18 protein-coding genes are annotated in these 18,687 nt (G+C 43.1%); 8 read left to right on the forward strand and 10 right to left on the reverse strand.

Translation table 11 applies throughout. From position 1 onward, the window contains the following. Window positions 1–29: 29 nt before the first annotated feature. The gene (locus HC175_RS12385; RefSeq protein WP_029035283.1) at window positions 30–221 is read right to left on the reverse strand and encodes a cold-shock protein; all 192 of its coding nucleotides are present in this window, start codon (window positions 219–221) and stop codon (window positions 30–32) included. A gap of 77 nt (window positions 222–298) precedes the next feature. Next, complete coding sequence (locus HC175_RS12390) at window positions 299–913, reverse strand: MarC family protein (RefSeq protein ID WP_168138818.1); 615 nt, start codon at window positions 911–913, stop codon at window positions 299–301. Between the two features lie 170 nt (window positions 914–1,083). On the opposite strand from HC175_RS12390, the gene HC175_RS12395 reads away from it, so the two are divergent. The 5 genes from HC175_RS12395 (at window position 1,084) to HC175_RS12415 (ending at window position 5,166) form a co-directional block, all read left to right on the forward strand. Beyond that, window positions 1,084–1,674: a DNA polymerase ligase N-terminal domain-containing protein gene (locus HC175_RS12395; RefSeq protein ID WP_168138819.1), complete on the forward strand. Its 591-nt coding sequence runs from the start codon at window positions 1,084–1,086 to the stop codon at window positions 1,672–1,674. After that, window positions 1,674–2,492 carry a non-homologous end-joining DNA ligase gene (ligD, locus tag HC175_RS12400; protein ID WP_168138820.1) on the forward strand — a complete coding sequence of 273 codons (819 nt, stop codon included), beginning with the start codon at window positions 1,674–1,676 and terminating at the stop codon, window positions 2,490–2,492. Before HC175_RS12395 ends, ligD begins: the two co-directional genes overlap by 1 nt. A gap of 10 nt (window positions 2,493–2,502) precedes the next feature. Beyond that, window positions 2,503–2,928: a YkvA family protein gene (locus HC175_RS12405; RefSeq protein WP_168138821.1), complete on the forward strand. Its 426-nt coding sequence runs from the start codon at window positions 2,503–2,505 to the stop codon at window positions 2,926–2,928. Window positions 2,929–2,943: 15 nt separating this feature from the next. Further along, on the forward strand, window positions 2,944–3,420 hold the full coding sequence (locus HC175_RS12410) for a hypothetical protein (protein ID WP_168138822.1): 477 nt from the start codon (window positions 2,944–2,946) through the stop codon (window positions 3,418–3,420). Window positions 3,421–3,537: 117 nt separating this feature from the next. Further along, complete coding sequence (locus HC175_RS12415; protein WP_168138823.1) at window positions 3,538–5,166, forward strand: T9SS type B sorting domain-containing protein; 1,629 nt, start codon at window positions 3,538–3,540, stop codon at window positions 5,164–5,166. 175 nt (window positions 5,167–5,341) lie between these two features. Here HC175_RS12415 and HC175_RS12420 read toward each other — a convergent pair whose 3' ends face one another. Further along, window positions 5,342–8,773, reverse strand: coding sequence for a methylmalonyl-CoA mutase family protein (locus tag HC175_RS12420; RefSeq protein WP_168138824.1), 3,432 nt, complete (start codon window positions 8,771–8,773; stop codon window positions 5,342–5,344). Window positions 8,774–8,957: 184 nt separating this feature from the next. On the opposite strand from HC175_RS12420, the gene HC175_RS12425 reads away from it, so the two are divergent. Beyond that, entirely contained in the window at window positions 8,958–9,662 is a 705-nt protein-coding gene (locus HC175_RS12425; RefSeq protein ID WP_168138825.1) for a DUF4197 domain-containing protein, read from the forward strand. A 307-nt stretch (window positions 9,663–9,969) separates the two neighbouring features. After that, complete coding sequence (locus HC175_RS12430) at window positions 9,970–10,155, forward strand: Lacal_2735 family protein (RefSeq protein WP_168138826.1); 186 nt, start codon at window positions 9,970–9,972, stop codon at window positions 10,153–10,155. Here the strand turns inward: HC175_RS12430 and HC175_RS12435 are convergent. From HC175_RS12435 to prfA, 3 genes are all read right to left on the reverse strand, one after another. Next, complete coding sequence (locus tag HC175_RS12435; protein ID WP_168138827.1) at window positions 10,137–10,934, reverse strand: ABC transporter substrate-binding protein; 798 nt, start codon at window positions 10,932–10,934, stop codon at window positions 10,137–10,139. The genes HC175_RS12430 and HC175_RS12435 overlap by 19 nt on opposite strands. A 63-nt stretch (window positions 10,935–10,997) precedes the next feature. Beyond that, window positions 10,998–11,807, reverse strand: coding sequence for an orotidine-5'-phosphate decarboxylase (gene pyrF / locus HC175_RS12440; protein WP_168138828.1), 810 nt, complete (start codon window positions 11,805–11,807; stop codon window positions 10,998–11,000). Between the two features lie 53 nt (window positions 11,808–11,860). Next, window positions 11,861–12,937, reverse strand: a complete 1,077-nt coding sequence (gene prfA, locus HC175_RS12445; RefSeq protein ID WP_168138829.1) for a peptide chain release factor 1 — start codon at window positions 12,935–12,937, stop codon at window positions 11,861–11,863. A gap of 201 nt (window positions 12,938–13,138) precedes the next feature. On the opposite strand from prfA, the gene HC175_RS12450 reads away from it, so the two are divergent. Next, window positions 13,139–13,639, forward strand: coding sequence for a peptide-methionine (S)-S-oxide reductase (locus tag HC175_RS12450; protein WP_168138830.1), 501 nt, complete (start codon window positions 13,139–13,141; stop codon window positions 13,637–13,639). 20 nt (window positions 13,640–13,659) lie between these two features. On the opposite strand, the gene HC175_RS12455 is transcribed toward HC175_RS12450, so the two are convergent. The 4 genes from HC175_RS12455 to HC175_RS12470 form a co-directional block, all read right to left on the reverse strand. Next, a complete protein-coding gene (locus HC175_RS12455; RefSeq protein WP_168138831.1) occupies window positions 13,660–14,037 on the reverse strand; it encodes a GxxExxY protein in 378 nt (125 codons plus the stop codon). A 51-nt stretch (window positions 14,038–14,088) separates the two neighbouring features. Beyond that, entirely contained in the window at window positions 14,089–15,270 is a 1,182-nt protein-coding gene (locus HC175_RS12460) for an AIR synthase related protein (RefSeq protein ID WP_168138832.1), read from the reverse strand. 114 nt (window positions 15,271–15,384) lie between these two features. Then, window positions 15,385–17,571, reverse strand: a complete 2,187-nt coding sequence (locus HC175_RS12465) for a glutamine synthetase III family protein (RefSeq protein ID WP_168138833.1) — start codon at window positions 17,569–17,571, stop codon at window positions 15,385–15,387. 111 nt (window positions 17,572–17,682) lie between these two features. After that, complete coding sequence (locus HC175_RS12470) at window positions 17,683–18,630, reverse strand: calcium/sodium antiporter (RefSeq protein ID WP_168138834.1); 948 nt, start codon at window positions 18,628–18,630, stop codon at window positions 17,683–17,685. Window positions 18,631–18,687 lie beyond the last annotated feature (57 nt).

Below are 18,687 nucleotides of genomic sequence, written 5' to 3' on the forward strand. Positions count from 1 at the left end.
AGGCTTAGGATAAATATCAAAAATTGAGACTATGCTTGTCTCACGTTTACTGCATTTACACCTTTTCTACCTTCTTCAAGGTCGAAAGTTACTTCGTCATCCTGTCTAATTTCATCTACAAGACCATTAGCATGTACGAAATACTCATCATTTGATTCTTCGTCTTTAATAAAACCGTAACCTTTTGATTCATTAAAGAACTTAACTGTACCTTTATTCATTATATAAATTTAAATTGGAGGCGAAGGTACGACTATAAAAACGATAACCTACTAAAAATCAATTTATTATTTAAATTTTATTCCATAAAGGCTATATGGATGCCTTGAATCAGCATGTTAACCCCAATAATAGCAATGATTAGCCCCATAATTTTCTCCACTACCACGATCTTATTTGCTCCAATATAACGTACAAGATATTCACTTGACAAGAAAGCGAGATGATTAAGGTACATGACAAGGGCAAACATCACCAGGATAATCCCAAGCTGTAGATAAGTAGCTGTAGTAGTAAAGTTCATCGCTGTAACGATAGTACCCGGGCCTGCCAGGATAGGAATCCCAAGAGGTGAAATTGAGATCTCTTCATTGAAGTTCACCTCCTTCTGGTTATCAATACTCGAGACCTGGGCTCTTATCATTTCAAAGCCAACAAAGAATACAAGAATACCACCAGTGATCTTAAAGGCAGGAATGGTCAAACCAAAGAAATCAAAGATGTACTTCCCAAGAATAATGAAACCTGAAACAATGATAAATGCGGTAAAGGTTGCCTTTCGGGAAATGTTCTTTCGTGTAGGCCTGTCCGCCTGTCGCGTGAGACTTAGAAATATGGGCACATTCCCCACGGGATTATTGATAGCAATAAACCCTGTAAATACGGCAATGGCAAAAACCCAGATTCCCTCCATTATTATTCTGAAAAATAAATTAAATGGTAAAAGTATTTAAAATAAACTTCCTGCAAAAACGAAGCTGCTTTGGCTTTCAAGTTTAACCTCTCTTTAAGTTTTGAGACTTCTTTAACGAAGGGAGAGAGGCAATTTTCGTACATTTTCAAATTCGGAAGCAGTGTAAAGAAATGAAGAGTTATAACGAAAAAAGAGACTTTAGTAAAACAAAAGAACCTAAAGATGGTCCTTCAAAAAAGGCAAATAAGCAACCTATTTTTGTCATTCAAAAACATGATGCTACAAATTTGCACTACGACTTCAGGCTGGAGATAGACAACACCTTAAAATCATGGTCTGTTCCTAAAGGCCCCAGCACAGATCCTTCTGTAAAAAGAATGGCTATCCCTACCGAAGATCATCCCATGGCCTATGCAGATTTCGAAGGAGTCATTCCCCAGGGAGAATATGGTGGTGGCACAGTAATGATATGGGATACAGGAACTATTGAAAGCAATAAAAAGGATGATGATGGAAATATCATTTCTCTAGAGGATAGCTTCCAGGCCGGAAGTATTGAGGTAACCCTGCACGGCGAAAAGCTTAAAGGCGGCTATAACCTGGTGGAAATGAAAGGCGGAAAGATGAAAGGCAACTGGCTCCTCATGAAGCAGGATGATCCTGAAGCCGATGCTCGTAGGAATCCTGTAAATACTGAAACCAAAAGTGTAGTTTCAGGCAGAAGTCTGAAGCAAATAGAACAGGAGGAAAAAGAAGAATAATGGAAGTAGCCGGCATAGAAATTTCTCATCCCGATAAGATCATTTTTCCGCAGAAAAAGATCTCAAAAGGCGACATGGTTTCTTATTATGAAAGAATAGCGCCACTTATGCTCCCCTTTCTGAAAGATCGCCCGTTGACCTTACAACGCTTTCCCGGCGGAATTCAGGACAGCGGATTTTATCAGAAAAATGCTGCCGACTACTTTCCCGATTTCATTGAAACTGTAGAAGTCCCCACCGAAGAAGGCAGTAATACCCAGATCATTTGCAACGACGTAAAAACCCTTGTTTATCTAGTGAACCAGGGCACAGTTGTTTTTCATACCTGGTTAAGCCGAAAGGATAAGTTGCGGGAGCCAGATAAGATCGTCTTTGATCTTGACCCTCCTGCCAATGCATTTGAACAGGTAAGGAAAGCGGCGAGGGTACTGAGGGATTTTTTAAAAGAAAAGGGAATAGAGGCCTCCCTGATGACCAGCGGAAAAAACGGCTTACATTTATATTATTCGAAAAGAAGAGGACAGGATTTCGATGCGGTTAAGGAGGAGGTGCGAGATCTCGCCGAAGAAGCAGCTGCTTTGCATCCAGACCTGTTCACAACAAAAATTCGGAAGGATCAAAGAGAGGAGAAGATCTTTGTTGATTATTTGCGCAATGCCTATGCTCAAACGGCTGTTTGTCCTTACTCCCTGCGGGCAACTGAAGATGCAGGCGTTGCCACTCCCATTTCCTGGGACGAACTCTCCCGGTTAAAGAGCTCCTCCCACTATAATATCGACAACATCTTTAGAAGAATTGGACAAAAAGAAAATAAATAAGAACAATCATATGAAAGAATTTAGCCCCGAAAAGGCCAGTAAAGCTTTGAACGAGCAATCTGAAAAGGTAAGTGACAAGGATCTTGAAAAGCTATTGGCAAAAGAAGAAAAGATCGAGAACAAATTTCGCAACAATGATTCCATTAGTGGCTATGTTGATCGTGCCAAAAGTATGTTCAGCCTTATTCGTGACTACTGGAGCGGGGAGTATCGCGCAGTTCCCTGGAAAACAATTGCTGCCGTAGCGGGGGCCTTGCTTTATGTCCTCATGCCACTTGACCTTATTCCAGATTTTATTCCCATTGCAGGTTTTCTTGATGACGCGGGCGTAATTGCAGCCTGTCTTAAACTTGTGAGCGACGATCTTGTGCAATATGAAAAATGGAAACTGCTTCAAAATTCAAATGTTCAGAAACCCGATGGCAGCTCAAGTTAATTCCAAGGATCAAAAATGAGAAGAGACAAACTGGAGCGCATGCCCCTGTATCAGAAGGCCATTGAGATCCTGGAAATAGTAGATCGCATTGTCCAACTTGTACCCGAAGAAAATGATTTTACTGCAACCGTAGCTTCCAACCTGTATGAAGATGCCTTACAACTAGCACCTAAGATTGCAGGTGCCGAAGGGGTAGATCTTTACGATATTAAAATGGAAAATGCTGCAGTCATTAGAAAATGCGCAAGGCAGATCTACGTGGGATGCAATGGGTTTTTGATCGAAGATTTTAAAGAAGTGGAATATCTTGAAATGCTGCGCGATAAAGTGGAAGAGTTCAGGATCCTTTTTGCAGAATGGGTAAAAACCTTTGACCAGTGGAATTATATCATTGATCGCTGGGGTTTATTTAATCCTCCGGGAGTCAATTATGACGACAAGGATCCAGATGATGATATTCCGTTCGATAATCCATTTGACGAAGAGGACTAACCTTTCAAAAATGGCAAAAATCGCTACTGTTCCGGGGACAGTAAAAAAATCCTAAATTGCTCCTGCTGAAACTTACCTTCCAAAAAAGGCATTTCAGAACAACATTTTTGGGGCTAAATGGAATTCATCATTAAAAATATTAAGAAGGATCTGTCGAAACTTTTTTGGCTGATCCTTCTTTTGTTTAGCACGAACTTTTCCATTGAAGCTCAAACTTCACTTAACGATTGTTCCGGAGCGATAGAAGTTTGCGGGAATGGAGCCATTTCCAGTAATGCCACGGGTGTGGGGCAACAGGAAATTGGATCGAATGCCTGCTCAAGTATGGAGCACAACAGCCTGTGGATCAAGATCGAAATTACCAAAGCAGGGACCCTTGGATTTACGTTATCGCCTACCAGTCCCAACCTGGAAGTTGATTATGATTTCTTCATTTTTGGTCCCAACGCCAGCTGCGGAAATTTGGGGGAGGCAATTCGATGTTCCACTACAAATCCTCTGGCTTCCAATCAGGCAGATAACCTTACCGGAATGAACGACCAGGAAACAGAAACTTCTGAAGGTCCTGGTGTTGATGGGAACAGCTTTGTGAGATCTCTTGATGTGCTCCCGGGAGAATCTTATTTTATTGTTATTGACCGACCCATTGGACAAAGTCCTTTTGAATTAGAATGGACTGGCACCTCCACAGTTGGTGGTTTTCCCTTTCCCGAAGGAGTTGAAGTGAATCAACCTGCCAACCTTGTAAAGTGCGGTATAAATGGCACTGCAGATTTTAACCTTTTTGACACCCGGGATGAGATCACCTCCCAGCCCCAGACAGAAATTAAATATTTCGCCCAGCTCGCACAGGCAATTGACAACACCAATGAGTTACCGCCCCTATATACCAGCTCTTTACCTAACAAGACTATCTATGCGAGGGTAGAAAACCTCGCTACGGGATGTTCGGAGATTGTGGATTTCAATCTTATTATTCCTGAAGGTCCGGCCATCCTACCCACGGTAAATTATGAGTTATGTGATCTCGATAATGATGGCCTGGCAATTTTCGATTTGCTTTCGAAAAAAGACGAGCTTTTTAACGGGCTTTCAGCTTCCAATCATACTCTCGGCTTCTTCGCTACTCCTGAAGATGCCGAAAATGACCGGAAGCAAATCTCCTCTGCCCTGAATACAGGCGGAGGAACATTTTATGCGAGGGTAGAAGAAACTTCAGGAAATGGCTGCTTCAGCATTTCGACACTTAGCCTGTTGCTTAACAGCCCCGTAGAGATGGCAGGTTTTTCTGCAAAGGATCTCAGGATCGAAATAGGCTCTAAGGAAATAAAAGTTCCCGTTTTTGCCGGCAGGGATTACGCGGTTAATGACCCCAACGGACCCTATGATCCAGGACCTCAACTCCAGGATCTTCCCGTGGGTATGAACACCTTGTATGTTAGAAATGCGAGCAGCTGCGAAATCAGTTCGCTGGAAGTTCTCGTGCCGGAGTTCCCTCCTGTTTTTAGTCCCAATAATGACAGGATCAATGACCTTTGGTTTGTAAGCACGGGCAACTATCCAGTTGAGGGTCATGAGGTAAGGATCTTTGACCGCTATGGAAAACTACTTTCCCAATTCTTCGTCAACTCCGGAAACTGGGACGGCACCTTTAATGGCAGCGAATTACCCGCAGATGATTACTGGTTCGAATTCTCACTTCCCGAAAATGTCATTTTGAGAGGACATTTTAGTTTGGTGAAGTAGTTAACCCTTTCAGGGTTCCAAACCCTGAAAGGGTTGTAAACCTAAAAAAGTAGAAACCTCACAGGTTTTTGGAACCTGTGAGGTTTATTGAAGATCCCGATATCGCTACCGCTCATCTGGATAAGCAGGCTGCACCTTTTTCTCTGCCCTCTGGTTGAGAAAAAAGGCGACCTGCTTACATATTTCTCCTATACTGCCCTCCTACTTCAAAAAGTGCAGTTGTGATCTGGCCCAGAGAACATACCTTCGTGGCTTCCATGAGCACTTCAAAAATGTTCTCATTTTGAATGGCTGCATTTTTCACTTTTTGAAGGGTCTCCTGCTCCAGCTCTTTCTTCGCTTCGTGTAGATTATTCAGCGTTTCGATCTGGTTTTGTTTTTCTTCTTCGGTTGCTCGAATGACTTCTCCCGGAGTGACTGTAGGTGATCCTGTAGAACTAAGGAAAGTATTCACCCCAATGATCGGAAAATCTCCGTTGTGCTTCAAAGTTTCGTAATACAGACTTTCTTCCTGGATCTTGCTGCGCTGGTACATGGTTTCCATAGCTCCCAGCACTCCTCCTCTTTCTGTAATACGGTCGAATTCCTGCAACACGGCTTCCTCCACAAGATCGGTAAGTTCTTCTATGATAAAAGCTCCCTGGATAGGATTTTCGTTCTTTGTTAATCCCAGCTCCTTATTGATGATCAACTGAATGGCCATCGCTCTTCTTACTGAAGCTTCTGTAGGCGTAGTGATCGCCTCATCATAAGCGTTTGTGTGCAGCGAGTTACAGTTATCATAGATCGCGTAAAGTGCCTGAAGCGTTGTTCTGATATCGTTGAAATCGATCTCCTGCGCGTGTAGCGATCTTCCGGATGTCTGGATGTGATACTTCAGCATCTGCGCCCGCGGATTAGCTCCGTACTTGTACTTGAGTGCTTTAGACCAGATCTTTCTCGCTACCCTTCCAATAACTGCATATTCCGGGTCAATTCCGTTAGAGAAGAAGAAAGACAGGTTGGGTCCGAACTTGTTGATGTCCATCCCGCGACTCAGATAGTATTCCACATAAGTGAATCCGTTGGCCAATGTAAGTGCTAACTGAGTGATAGGATTGGCTCCGGCTTCAGCGATGTGATATCCCGAAATGGAGACCGAGTAGAAATTCCGCACATTTTCTTCGATGAAATATTCCTGTACATCTCCCATCAATCGCAACGCAAATTCCGTAGAAAAGATACAGGTGTTCTGCGCCTGATCTTCTTTTAAAATATCTGCCTGTACGGTTCCCCGAACCTGGCTCAGCGTTCTCTTTTTAATATCGGCATAAACATCGGCAGGCAGCACCTGGTCACCGGTGACACCTAGAAGCATTAATCCGAGGCCGTTGTTTCCTTCTGGAAGTTCGCCGCGATATTTTGGTTGCTCCATTCCTTTCTCATCATAGATCTTTTTGATCTTCTGCTTGACCTCATCCTCCATATCGTTTTCAACAATGTACTTTTCACATTGTTGATCGATGGCTGCATTCATAAAGAATCCCAGCAACATTGGCGCCGGACCATTGATGGTCATACTCACCGAGGTCATAGGATCGGCAAGATCAAAACCGGAATACAACTTCTTGGCGTCATCAAGACAGCAGATGGAAACTCCCGAGTTCCCTATCTTTCCGTAGATATCAGGTCGGCGGTCGGGATCGTTTCCGTAAAGCGTAACCGAGTCAAAAGCTGTAGACAAACGTTTTGCAGGTAAGCCCATACTCACATAGTGGAAACGGCGGTTGGTACGCTCAGGAGATCCTTCCCCGGCAAACATCCTGGTTGGATCTTCTCCCTGACGTTTGAAAGGATAAAGCCCTGCAGTATATGGAAATTCCCCGGGAACGTTTTCCTGAAGACACCATCTTAAAATATCACCCCAGGCCTGATATTTTGGAAGCGCTACTTTCGGGATCTGCGTGTGTGATAAGGATTCTGTATGCGTTTCGATCTTGATCTCTTTATCCCTTACCTTAAAAGAATAAATAGGATCTTTATATCGATTTACCTTTTCGTCCCACCCGGTAATGATCTCCCAGTTGTAAGGATCAAGATCCATTTTTACCTTATCAAACTCTTTCTTAAGAAGATTTACAAGGTCTTCATTATCTGAAGTTGTAGCATTATTAAGATCATCCTCTTCAAGCCCGTACTGGTTCAGATCAATCTTAACCCCGGTTACTGATTCTATTGTCTTATAAATTCCGTAGAGTTTCTGAGCTACCTCAGCCTGAGCTGCAGCTTTCTCATCATAACTGCGGTTATTTTCAGAAATTTCGGAAAGGTATCTCGTTCTGTTTGGCGGGATCACGAAGATCTTTTCGCTCATCTCTTTAGAAATATGAAAAGTGGAATTGAACTTACTGCCCACTTTTTCATCGATCCTGTCCATGATCTGCTTATAAAGCGTATTCATTCCGGGATCGTTGAACTGCGAAGCTATGGTTCCGAAGACCGGGAGATTATCTGCATTTTCATGCCACAGGCCATGATTTCGCTGGTATTGCTTTTTTACATCACGTAAAGCATCCAAAGCTCCTCGTTTATCAAACTTATTGATCGCAACAAGATCGGCAAAGTCAAGCATGTCGATCTTTTCCAGCTGCGTGGCCGCACCAAACTCGGGGGTCATCACATATAGAGAAACATCGGAATGCTCCAGGATCTCGGTATCAGATTGTCCAATTCCTGAAGTCTCCAGAACAATAAGGTCATAATTTGCAGCTTTTAGCACCTGGATCGCTTCAGCAACATATTTTGAAAGCGCAAGGTTTGACTGACGGGTCGCCAAAGATCTCATGTAGACCCGCGGATTATTGATCGCATTCATCCTAATACGGTCTCCTAAAAGGGCACCTCCGGTTTTCCTTTTTGAAGGGTCTACGGAAATAATTCCAATGGTCTTTTCAGGAAAATCCATAAGGTAGCGTCGCACGAGCTCATCTACCAAAGAGGATTTCCCGGCACCACCGGTTCCGGTGATCCCAAGTACAGGAATTTCAGTTTTCTTATTTTCAGAATGTATTTTTTCAAGAGTGTCTTTAGCAACTTCCGGAAAATTTTCTGCAGCCGAAATCACCCGCGCAATAGCACCCGGAGTTTTATTTTCCAGCTCTTTGATTTCACCATTCAGGCTTTCTCCCAATGGATAATCAGATTGCTTTACAAGATCATTGATCATTCCCTGCAGGCCAAGTTCACGGCCATCATCGGGAGAATAGATGCGGGTAATCCCATAATCTTCCAGCTCTTTAATTTCTTCGGGAAGGATCACTCCGCCACCACCACCAAAGATCTTGATGTGACCCGCTCCTCTTTCCTTCAGCAGGTCATACATGTACTTAAAATATTCGGTATGACCACCCTGGTAAGAGGTCATGGCAATTGCATTGGCATCTTCCTGGATTGCACAGTTCACCACCTCTTCCACACTACGGTCATGTCCCAGGTGGATCACCTCCACTCCGGTAGACTGAATAATGCGGCGCATAATATTAATTGCGGCATCATGTCCGTCAAAAAGGGATGCTGCAGTGACAATTCTTACTTTATTCTTGGGTTTATAAGGAGCTTGTTGTTCCATTTTGTCGAAAACGTTTTAGGGCGTGCAATTTACGAATTTAGAAACGAAGATGCCATTTTTGAAAGGATATAAAAACTGCTGCCAGTTTTATTGCAAAATGCTCAAAACCTCTACGAGCCACAGGATAACTTTTGTTTATGATTTTATTCCTGCGCTTATAGCTAACTTTGACAAAAACAGGATCATGAAGAAATTTTTCCTCCTTGCAATTATACCATTCTTTCTAGGCTGTGCCGAGCTGCAGCAAATAGCAGACTCCCTCCCGCAGGAAGGAGTTGGCATTTCAAATACCGAAGTTGCTGCCGGGCTAAGACAGGCGCTCGACTTTGGTATCGATAAACAAGTCACAAAGCTGGCAAAGGAGGACGGATTTTTCAATAATGAACTTGTGCGCATCGGTCTTCCTCCCGAATTGCAGAAAGTAGACAAGACCTTACGGGACCTTGGCATGAGCAGTCTGGCAGATGAAGGTATAAAGGTGCTCAATCGCGCCGCAGAAGACGCCGTGCAGGAAGCAACTCCCATCTTCGTTGATGCCGTGAAGCAGATCACTTTCACCGATGCCCGCAATATTCTGCTGGGCGATGATACTGCTGCCACCAGTTATCTCTCCCAAAAAACCACCACCCCATTATATAACAAATTTAATCCTGTGATCACTACTTCCCTTGATCGTGTAGGCGCAACCCAGGTATGGACAAATATCATTAGCCGCTACAATGCACTGCCACTTACCAATGATGTGAATCCCGACCTGGCAGATTATGTCACGCAGCAAGCTTTGCAAGGCGTATATACCATGATCGCAGTTGAGGAAAAACAGATAAGAAATAACTTTGCAGCCAGAACTACAGACCTGCTGAAAAGGGTATTTGCTTTACAAGATTAAAGTGCAGATCTTCTGAGGATACTTTCGGGGATTTAGCCATAATTTAAGAAAAGAAAATTCTGAAAATTGCGCCTGAAAATAGGTTCAGAAAACCTGCGGAATAACCCCTGAATTTGTCAGGTTTTTCTGAGTTATAAACAGTTACGATTTCTTTTGAAGGCAGGTAGAACCTGTACGTTTAGCCGCAAGGTCATAAGTTTTTAACAGGAGAGGAAGCTAAAAGCCACAGTTTTATCAAAAAGTTAACTTTAGGTTAGGATATGTTCGAAATTGGAGCAGATATCTTTGTACCAATAACAAACAATATATGTTTCGACTATTTGAACCCCGCTCTACTCTGGAGAGGCTTCAGGAAAAATATTCCTTCCTGATGCGCAGATCTTTCGAGCTTGCCTTAGTTGACAAATCAAGAAGTGATTTGCTCAATGAGAAGGCTTGTAAAATACTTCGAGAGATTCGCAGAATGGAGAGAAATCAAGGCAGGATCGCCTGAAGATTTTTAAAATAATGGAAGGCGAGCAGAAGTCGCGAGCCGTACCAACTAAAGAATTCTCCGTCCACCACATGGACGCTGTCCATCCTCCCCTCAGTTTTAACCAGATCTATATCCTTAACTTTGAATGGAAAAGGCTCTGTCGATAGCAGAACCAGATCCACTTCCTTATGTTTTAATTGTGATAATTCAACTTCGGGATAACGCGAATCTTCCTCTAAAAACACATTTTTGAAGCCATTAAGTTTCAGCAGGTGATCTATAAAAGTTTCCTTTCCTGCCACCATCCATGGATTTTTCCAGATAAAATAAGCCACTTTACGTTCACGCACTCCGTCCATTTCCTTCTGAAAAAGCTCTTTTTCAAAACGAATTTTTTCAGCTATTTCTGAAGCTTTACCGGCAACTCCAAAGATCTCGCCGTACTGAAGGATCAGCTGCAGGGAATCATCTATGGTTTTGATATCTGAAACATGAACGGGAGCGATCCTTTCCAGCTCCGCCACCATTTCTTCCGTATTTTCTTCTTTGTTACAAAGAATAATATCTGGATCTAAGGCAGAAATTTTCTCCAGATGCACCTGTTTTGTGCCGCCCACCACTCGTTTTTCCTTCCGAAGGTCTTCTGGATGCACACAGAACTTCGTAACTCCAACAACCTGCTCCCGAAGCCCCAGATCTACCAGCAGCTCCGTCTGGCTCGGCACCAGACTCACAATGCGCTGCGGAATTTCCTTCAGCTCAATTTTTCGGTTTAACTGGTCGTAGAATGTTCTCATAATTCCGAAAATTAGGAGGTGCCAAAAATGTCATTTTTGACACCTGTTTCAGATGAATCCTGGCTACAGAAAAGAAGCCATTTCCTGCTGCAGTTTTTCGGCTTCATTAGCAGCAGCTTCAGCAAAGTCGGCACCGTGAGAAGCATAGATCACGGCACGGGATGCATTGATGAGCAGGCCAATATTCCGATTCATTCCAAATTCGCAAACCTCCTTCAAATTGCCACCCTGTGCACCTACTCCCGGCACCAGGAGGAAACTTTCAGGAATGATCTTCCTTATCTCCTGTAAAAATTCGGTTTTGGTTGCCCCGATCACGTACATAAGATTTTGACCGTTCTTCCACTCTTTTGAAGTTTTGATCACTTTTTTATAAAGTTCCTCCCCTTCAACCTGCTGCGTTTGAAAATCGTATGCACCGGCGTTAGACGTTAAGGCCAGTAAAATCGTGTGTTTATTCTCGTAAGCCAAAAAAGGCTCCACAGAATCTTTTCCCATATAAGGCGCTACGGTGACCGAGTCAAACTTTAGGTCCTCAAAAAAGGCTTTTGCGTACATGCCTGAAGTATTTCCAATATCACCTCGTTTCGCATCGGCAATGGTGAAGATCTCGGGATAGTTTTCGTTCAGGTAATCGATGGTTTTCCCCAAAGCCTGGAAGCCTTTTATCCCGTGAGCTTCGTAAAAAGCCAGATTTGGTTTATATGCCACTGCAAGATGCTGCGTAGCATCAATGATCGCTTTGTTGAAGGCAAAAATAGGATCTTCCTCCTTCAGCAAATGCTGAGGGATCTTTGTCAGGTCGACATCAAGACCAATACATAAAAAAGACTTTTTAAGGCGTATTTGTTCTGTAAGCTGGGAAGTCGTCATTGGCTGGAAATAAAAAAAGCTGCCGGATTGCGGCAGCTTTGATGATTTATTTTTTAGAAAACGTCTGAGTTCTCTTTCAGTTTTTCTGTGTTTTCAACTAATTGTAATTCGTCAAGGATCTTCTGGATATCTCCGTTGATGATATTTCCAAGGTCGTAAAGCGTTAGACCAATGCGGTGATCGGTCACCCGGCCCTGCGCATAGTTATAAGTACGGATCTTCGCACTTCTGTCTCCGCTGGAAACCATAGAGTTTCTCTTAGCAGCATCCTCTTCCATTTTCTTGGCCAGTTCCTGCTCATAAAGCCTGGACCTCAACACGCGAAATGCTTTTTCTTTATTCTTATGCTGGGATTTCTGATCCTGACATTGTGCCACCAAACCGGTTGGCATGTGCGTTAATCGTACCGCCGAGTAAGTCGTGTTAACCGACTGCCCTCCAGGTCCCGATGAACAGAAATAGTCAATCCGCACATCTTTAGGATCGATCTCTACGTCAAATTCTTCAGCTTCGGGAAGTACCATCACCGTTGCGGCAGAGGTGTGTACCCGCCCCTGGGTTTCAGTTTGCGGAACACGCTGTACACGGTGTACTCCGGCTTCAAACTTTAAAGTTCCGTAGACATCTTCCCCTGTAACGTCAAAAATTATCTCTTTGAATCCGCCGCTGGTTCCTTCGCTAAAGTCAACGATCTGGTGTTTCCAGCCTCTGCTTTCAATGTATTTGGTGTACATGCGGTAAAGATCGCCGGCAAAGATACTGGCCTCATCCCCACCCGTACCGGCACGAATTTCCATAACCACGTTCTTAGCATCTTCCGGATCTTTTGGCACCAGCATCATCCTGATCTTTTCTTCAAGACCGGGAATCTGCTCCCTGGCCTCTTCGAGCTGTAGCTTGGCCATTTCGGTCATTTCAGGATCGCTGCCATCGGCAATGATCTCTTCGGCCTCCTTTTTATTGTTTACAAGGCTCACATATTCTGAACGCACTTCCATGAGCTTCTTAAGCTCCTTGTACTCCTTGTTCAGCTCTATATATCTCTTTTGATCGGCAATCACGTCGGGCTGAATGATAAGATCATTCACCTCATCAAAACGCTGCTTCACAATATTTAATTTCTCGATCATAACATCTCCTTAAAGTGGCAAATTTACGATAAATCTAGTGGATTTCAGGATAGGATTTTTTGAGATCAAAAAATCTTCTTGTTCTCATTTTTGACCTCGCTTTGCATTGTGGATAAAAAGCAAATTTTTCCCACTAAGAGCACAAGATATTGTCAAGAACACAAAGAGGAAAAGGAAGTAATTTTGTATTTTTTACATTGTATGAACGATGTATATAAAATAGGCTTGGGTGGCGGGTGCCACTGGTGTACAGAAGCTGTTTTTCAGGCCGTAGAAGGAGTGACAAAAGTTGAGCAGGGATATATCGCTTCTGCGCCGCCTGCTGAAACTTTTTCGGAAGCTGTCATTGTACATTACCTGCCAAAAAAGGTGAAATTGGAGCGGCTTCTTGAAATTCATCTTCACACCCACAATTCCACCGTCAATCATTCATTCCGAAAAAAATACCGAAGTGCTGTTTATTGTTTTTCTTCTGAAAAGGAGAAACAGGTGAAAGCAATTCTTGAAGTACTTCAGAAGCAATTTGAGGAAAAACTGGTGACACAGGTGTTACCTTTCCAGGAGTTTAAGGCTTCACGGGAGTCTATTCAGAATTATTATAGAAAGAATCCCGATGCCCCATTTTGTAAAAGGTATATTGAACCTAAGTTGAAGGTGTTAGAAAGGACCTCTTTGCTCTCTCGCAAAGGGCGCAAAGATTAGAGCGCAAAGAACGCAAAGAATCACAAATTATTCGCCAGTCTATGAATTCCATCCTTAAGAGCTTTTGAGTTGAAATTCATAAGTAATCCAAGTTTTTTATCTGAAAGTTTCAAGTAGGTAAGCACCTGAGAGAAATGAACGGGAGCAAGATTTTCAACAGATTTTACTTCAACTATTACTTTGGAATTTACCAGGAGATCAATTCGATAGCCCACATCCATTTTTACTTCCTTATAAACAAAAGGCATTGGAACCTGCTGCTGAACATCGAAACCTAAACTACGAAGGTCATAAGCCAAGGCATTTTCATATACTGATTCTAGTAGTCCAGGACCTGTTTTCCTGTGCAATTTCAACGCACAACCAATTATTTTAAAGGAAATTTCATTTTCACTCATAAAAATTTCTTTTAGCGGCCTTTGCGAAATCTTTGCGATCTTTGCGTGAAGCTATTTATACTCAAACTCCCCAAACTCACTCTTGATCGTTAGTTTCTTTTCTTCGGAAGCGTCTACCCTACCCACTATTTTAGCATCAACATTAAAAGATCTTGAAATTGCTATAATGTCATCCGCGATCTTTTCATCTACATAAAGTTCCATTCTATGCCCCATGTTGAAGACCTGGTACATTTCCTTCCAGTCGGTTTTACTTTCCTGCTGGATAAGTTTAAATAAAGGCGGAACTTCAAAAAGCTTGTCCTTAATTACATGGACCTTTTCGACAAAGTGAAGGACTTTGGTCTGTGCCCCTCCGCTGCAATGAACCATTCCAAAAATTTCATTTTTCGAATACTTCTCCAGGATCTTCTTTATCACTGGTGCATAGGTACGAGTGGGTGACAGCACCAATTTTCCTGCATCTAAGGGACTATTTTCGACTTTTGAAGTAAGATTTCTGCTACCGCTGTAAACAAGATCTTCAGGCACGGCAGGATCGAAACTTTCCGGATATTTTTCAGCCAGACTCTTTCCGAAGACATCATGTCTTGCAGAGGTAAGACCGTTGCTGCCCATACCACCGTTATATTCTTTCTCGTAAGTTGCCTGACCAAATGAAGCTAATCCCACAATTACATTTCCGGGTTTGATGTTCGCATTGTCGATGACCTCACTGCGTTTCATTCGTGCTGTTACAGTTGAATCTACAATGATGGTACGAACGAGGTCGCCAACATCGGCCGTTTCACCACCTGTAGAATGAATATTAATCCCGAAGCTTTTAAGATCCTGGAGCAATTCCTCGGTTCCATTAATGATTGCCGAAATAACTTCTCCCGGCACCAGATTCTTATTCCGTCCAATGGTAGAAGAAAGCATGATATTGTCAACTGCTCCAACGCAAAGGAGGTCGTCGACATTCATGATAAGTGCATCTTGAGCGATACCTTTCCACACGCTTAGATCTCCGGTTTCTTTCCAGTACATATAGGCCAGGGAAGATTTAGTCCCGGCGCCATCTGCATGCATGATGAGGCAATAATCTTCATCGCCCGTTAGATGATCGGGGACTATTTTGCAGAAAGCCTGAGGGAACAGACCCTTATCTACGTTCTTAATAGCGTTGTGAACGTCTTCTTTTCCGGCAGATACTCCGCGGTCGGCATATCTTTTACTTATTTCCTGGCTCATGTGGATGGATTTGTGGGTCAAAGATAAATAGAATAGGATTTTTGACCTTCAGATTAAAGAAATATAAAAGCCACTCCCAAAAGAAGTGGCTTAAAATGACATTTTTGAAAGGTATTATCTTGTGAATAATAATTCTCTGTATTTGGTCAATGGCCATATCTCGTCATCGATCAACAGCTCAAGCTTATCACAATGGTAGCGAATGATGTCGAAGAATGGCTTGACGTCATTACAATAGGCGAAAGCTTTATCTTCGGCCTCTTCCAGTTTATTTGCTTTCTTACGGGCTTCGATCATTTCAGTTATTCCCGAATTGATCTTGGCAATACGTTCAGAAATCTCTTTAATGATCTCCAGTTGTTCCTTAGAGTGCTCTTTAAATTCGTCGGCAAAGATCTCCTTAAGGCCTCTTACGTTCTTAATGAGAATATTCTGGTAACGAATTGCAGTAGGAATTACGTGGTTACGCGCTATGTCTCCTAAAATCCGGCTTTCGATCTGTACACGCATAATGTACTCTTCAAGCTGGATCTCGTGGCGGGCTTCAATCTCCACTTCATTCATAATACCTAACTCCTTATACATCTCTTTAGTCTCCTGCTTCACCAGGGCTTTAAGAGCTTCTGGAGTATTCCTGTTATTGCTAAGGCCCCGTTTTGCAGCTTCTTTCTCCCATTCTTCAGAATAACCATCTCCTTCGAACCGAATATTTTTTGAATCTTTAATGTACTCTCTCAAAACATTGAAGATGGCATCATCCTTCTTCATCTTTTTACCTTTGATGAGCTCATCTACCTCCTTCTTAAAGTCTCTGAGTTGTTTTGCTACAATTGCATTAAGCGCGGTCATAGGCTCGGCACAGTTTGCAGTTGATCCCACAGCACGGAATTCGAATTTATTTCCGGTGAAGGCAAAAGAAGAGGTTCTGTTCCTGTCGGTGTTATCCAGGAGGATCTCAGGGATCTTCCCAACAACGTTCAGTTTAAGTTCTGTCTTTTCCTGCGGAGAAAGTTTCCCATCGGTCACTTTTTCAAGTTCATCAAGAACTTCAGTTAATTGAGAACCAATAAATGTGGAAATAATAGCCGGAGGCGCTTCGTTTGCACCCAGCCTGAAATCGTTTGATGCACTGGCAATGGTAGCTCTTAGCAGCTCCTCATTATCATGAACAGCCTTTATGGTGTTGATGAAAAATGTGAGAAACTGAAGGTTCTTCATTGGCGTGGAACCAGGACCTAAAAGGTTTGTTCCTGTATCGGTACTCAACGACCAGTTGTTGTGTTTTCCGCTTCCATTGATCCCTGCAAAAGGTTTTTCGTGGAACAGCACTGCAAAGCTGTGACGTTCGGCCACTCTTTGCATAACGTCCATCAACAGGGAGTTGTGATCTACGGCAAGATTCGCTTCTTCAAAGATAGGAGCCAGCTCGAATTGGTTTGGCGCTACTTCATTGTGACGGGTTTTTACCGGCACACCTAAAAGCATACATTCTTTTTCAAGGTCACGCATATAAGCCAAAACTCTAGAAGGGATAGACCCAAAATAATGATCATCCAACTGCTGACCTTTAGCTGGAGAATGTCCAAGTAGGGTTCTTCCTGCTAATTGAAGATCGGGCCTCGAGGATGCCAGGGCAGAATCAATAAGGAAATATTCCTGTTCCCAACCTAAAGTAGCCTGTACTTTGGTCACATTTTTATCAAAATATTTGGCAACATCTGTCGCTGCCTGGTCTATAGCCTGAAGAGCTCTCAACAGCGGTGTTTTATAATCTAATGCATCACCGGTATAGGAAACAAATACACTGGGAATACAAAGTGTGGTTCCATAAATGAAAGCTGGGGATGTAGGATCCCATGCCGTGTATCCACGGGCTTCAAAGGTATTACGGATTCCACCGTGAGGAAAGCTGGAAGCATCGGGTTCCTGCTGAACAAGCTGGCCACCTCCAAATTTTTCAATTGCGAGTCCGTCGCCAATGGTTTCAAAAAAGGCATCGTGCTTCTCGGCAGTACTACCGGTCAATGGCTGGAACCAGTGTGTGTAGTGAGTGGCGCCTTTGGAAATTGCCCACTCCTTCATTCCGGTAGAAATGTGATCGGCAATAGTTCTATCGATCTTTTTGCCGGTGGCATTTGCTTCCAATACACTTTGGTAGGCTTCCTTAGTAAGGAATTGTCGCATTACACTTTCGGTGAAGACGTTGCGGCCGAAAAGTTCAGATCGCCGTTCTTTTTCTTCAATTTCAATTGGTTTGCGGTTTAAAGTCTCCTTGAGTGCCTGGAATCTTAAAGTTGCCATTTAAATTATTTTTAAGGTTTAACGGCAACAAAGATATTGGATTTTTAGTTACACCCCCTAAAAATTTAGGGGATGTTTATAAAAATATTAGGTTTTATTGTGATCTACCCCCTATTCGATAAATGCCAGACTCACAAAAACAGCATAAGCTGCAAATAAAAGGAATCCTTTCCAACGATTAAGAGCATAGGCTTTCGGAACAAAGGCTAAAGGAATAAGAATAAAGGCAATTCCAATCATCCAGAAAATATCATTTGTGAGAATAGCTTCAGATTTCACTGCAATTGGCTGAATGATGGCCGTGATTCCCAGTACAGAGGCGATATTAAAAATATTGGAGCCAATAAGATTCCCCAGAGAGATCGCCTTCTCCTGTTTGACAGCAGCGATCACCGAGGCAGCCAATTCGGGCACACTTGTTCCCACTGCGATCATGGTGACCGAGATCACCCTTTCACTTATTCCCAAAGCTGAAGCCAGGTCTACAGCCCCCGAAACCAGTAATTCTGACCCAAAATAAAGTGCAGCACCACCAATGGCCAGCCACAGGATAGTTTTAAAGGTCGAGGCCACCTGTAGATCCGGGTCTACTTCATCGGGCTGCAGCTCGGGTTTCCGGCGGGCACGCCTAATGAGCAGAAACAGGTAAAGCAAAATGGCGATGACAAGTACTACACCTTCAATCCGGGAAAGCACATTTTCCGAAGAAAGAAAATAGAACAGCGCCAGGGAGAAAAGCATCATAATTGGCCAGTTGAACCTGTAGAACTCCCTGTCAATAATCAAGGGAGAGATCATGGCAGTAATTCCAAGAACCAGCCCAATGTTGGCAATATTGGAGCCTATCACATTTCCCAGAGAAATATCTGAAAAACCTTCAAGGGCCGCCTGCAGGCTCACGAGGAGTTCGGGTGCAGAAGTTGCAAACGAAACCACGGTGAGACCTATCACCATTCGAGATAAATTCAGTTTTAACGAAATGGCGACAGAGGATCTTACAAGGAATTCTCCTCCAACTACCAGCAGCACTAATCCCAGGATAATAAAAAATACGCTCATGAATTTCTTTTTTTGCGAAGATAAAAGATTCTAAAAGAATGTGGAATGCCGAGCAAC

This window comes from Salinimicrobium oceani (assembly GCF_012037645.1).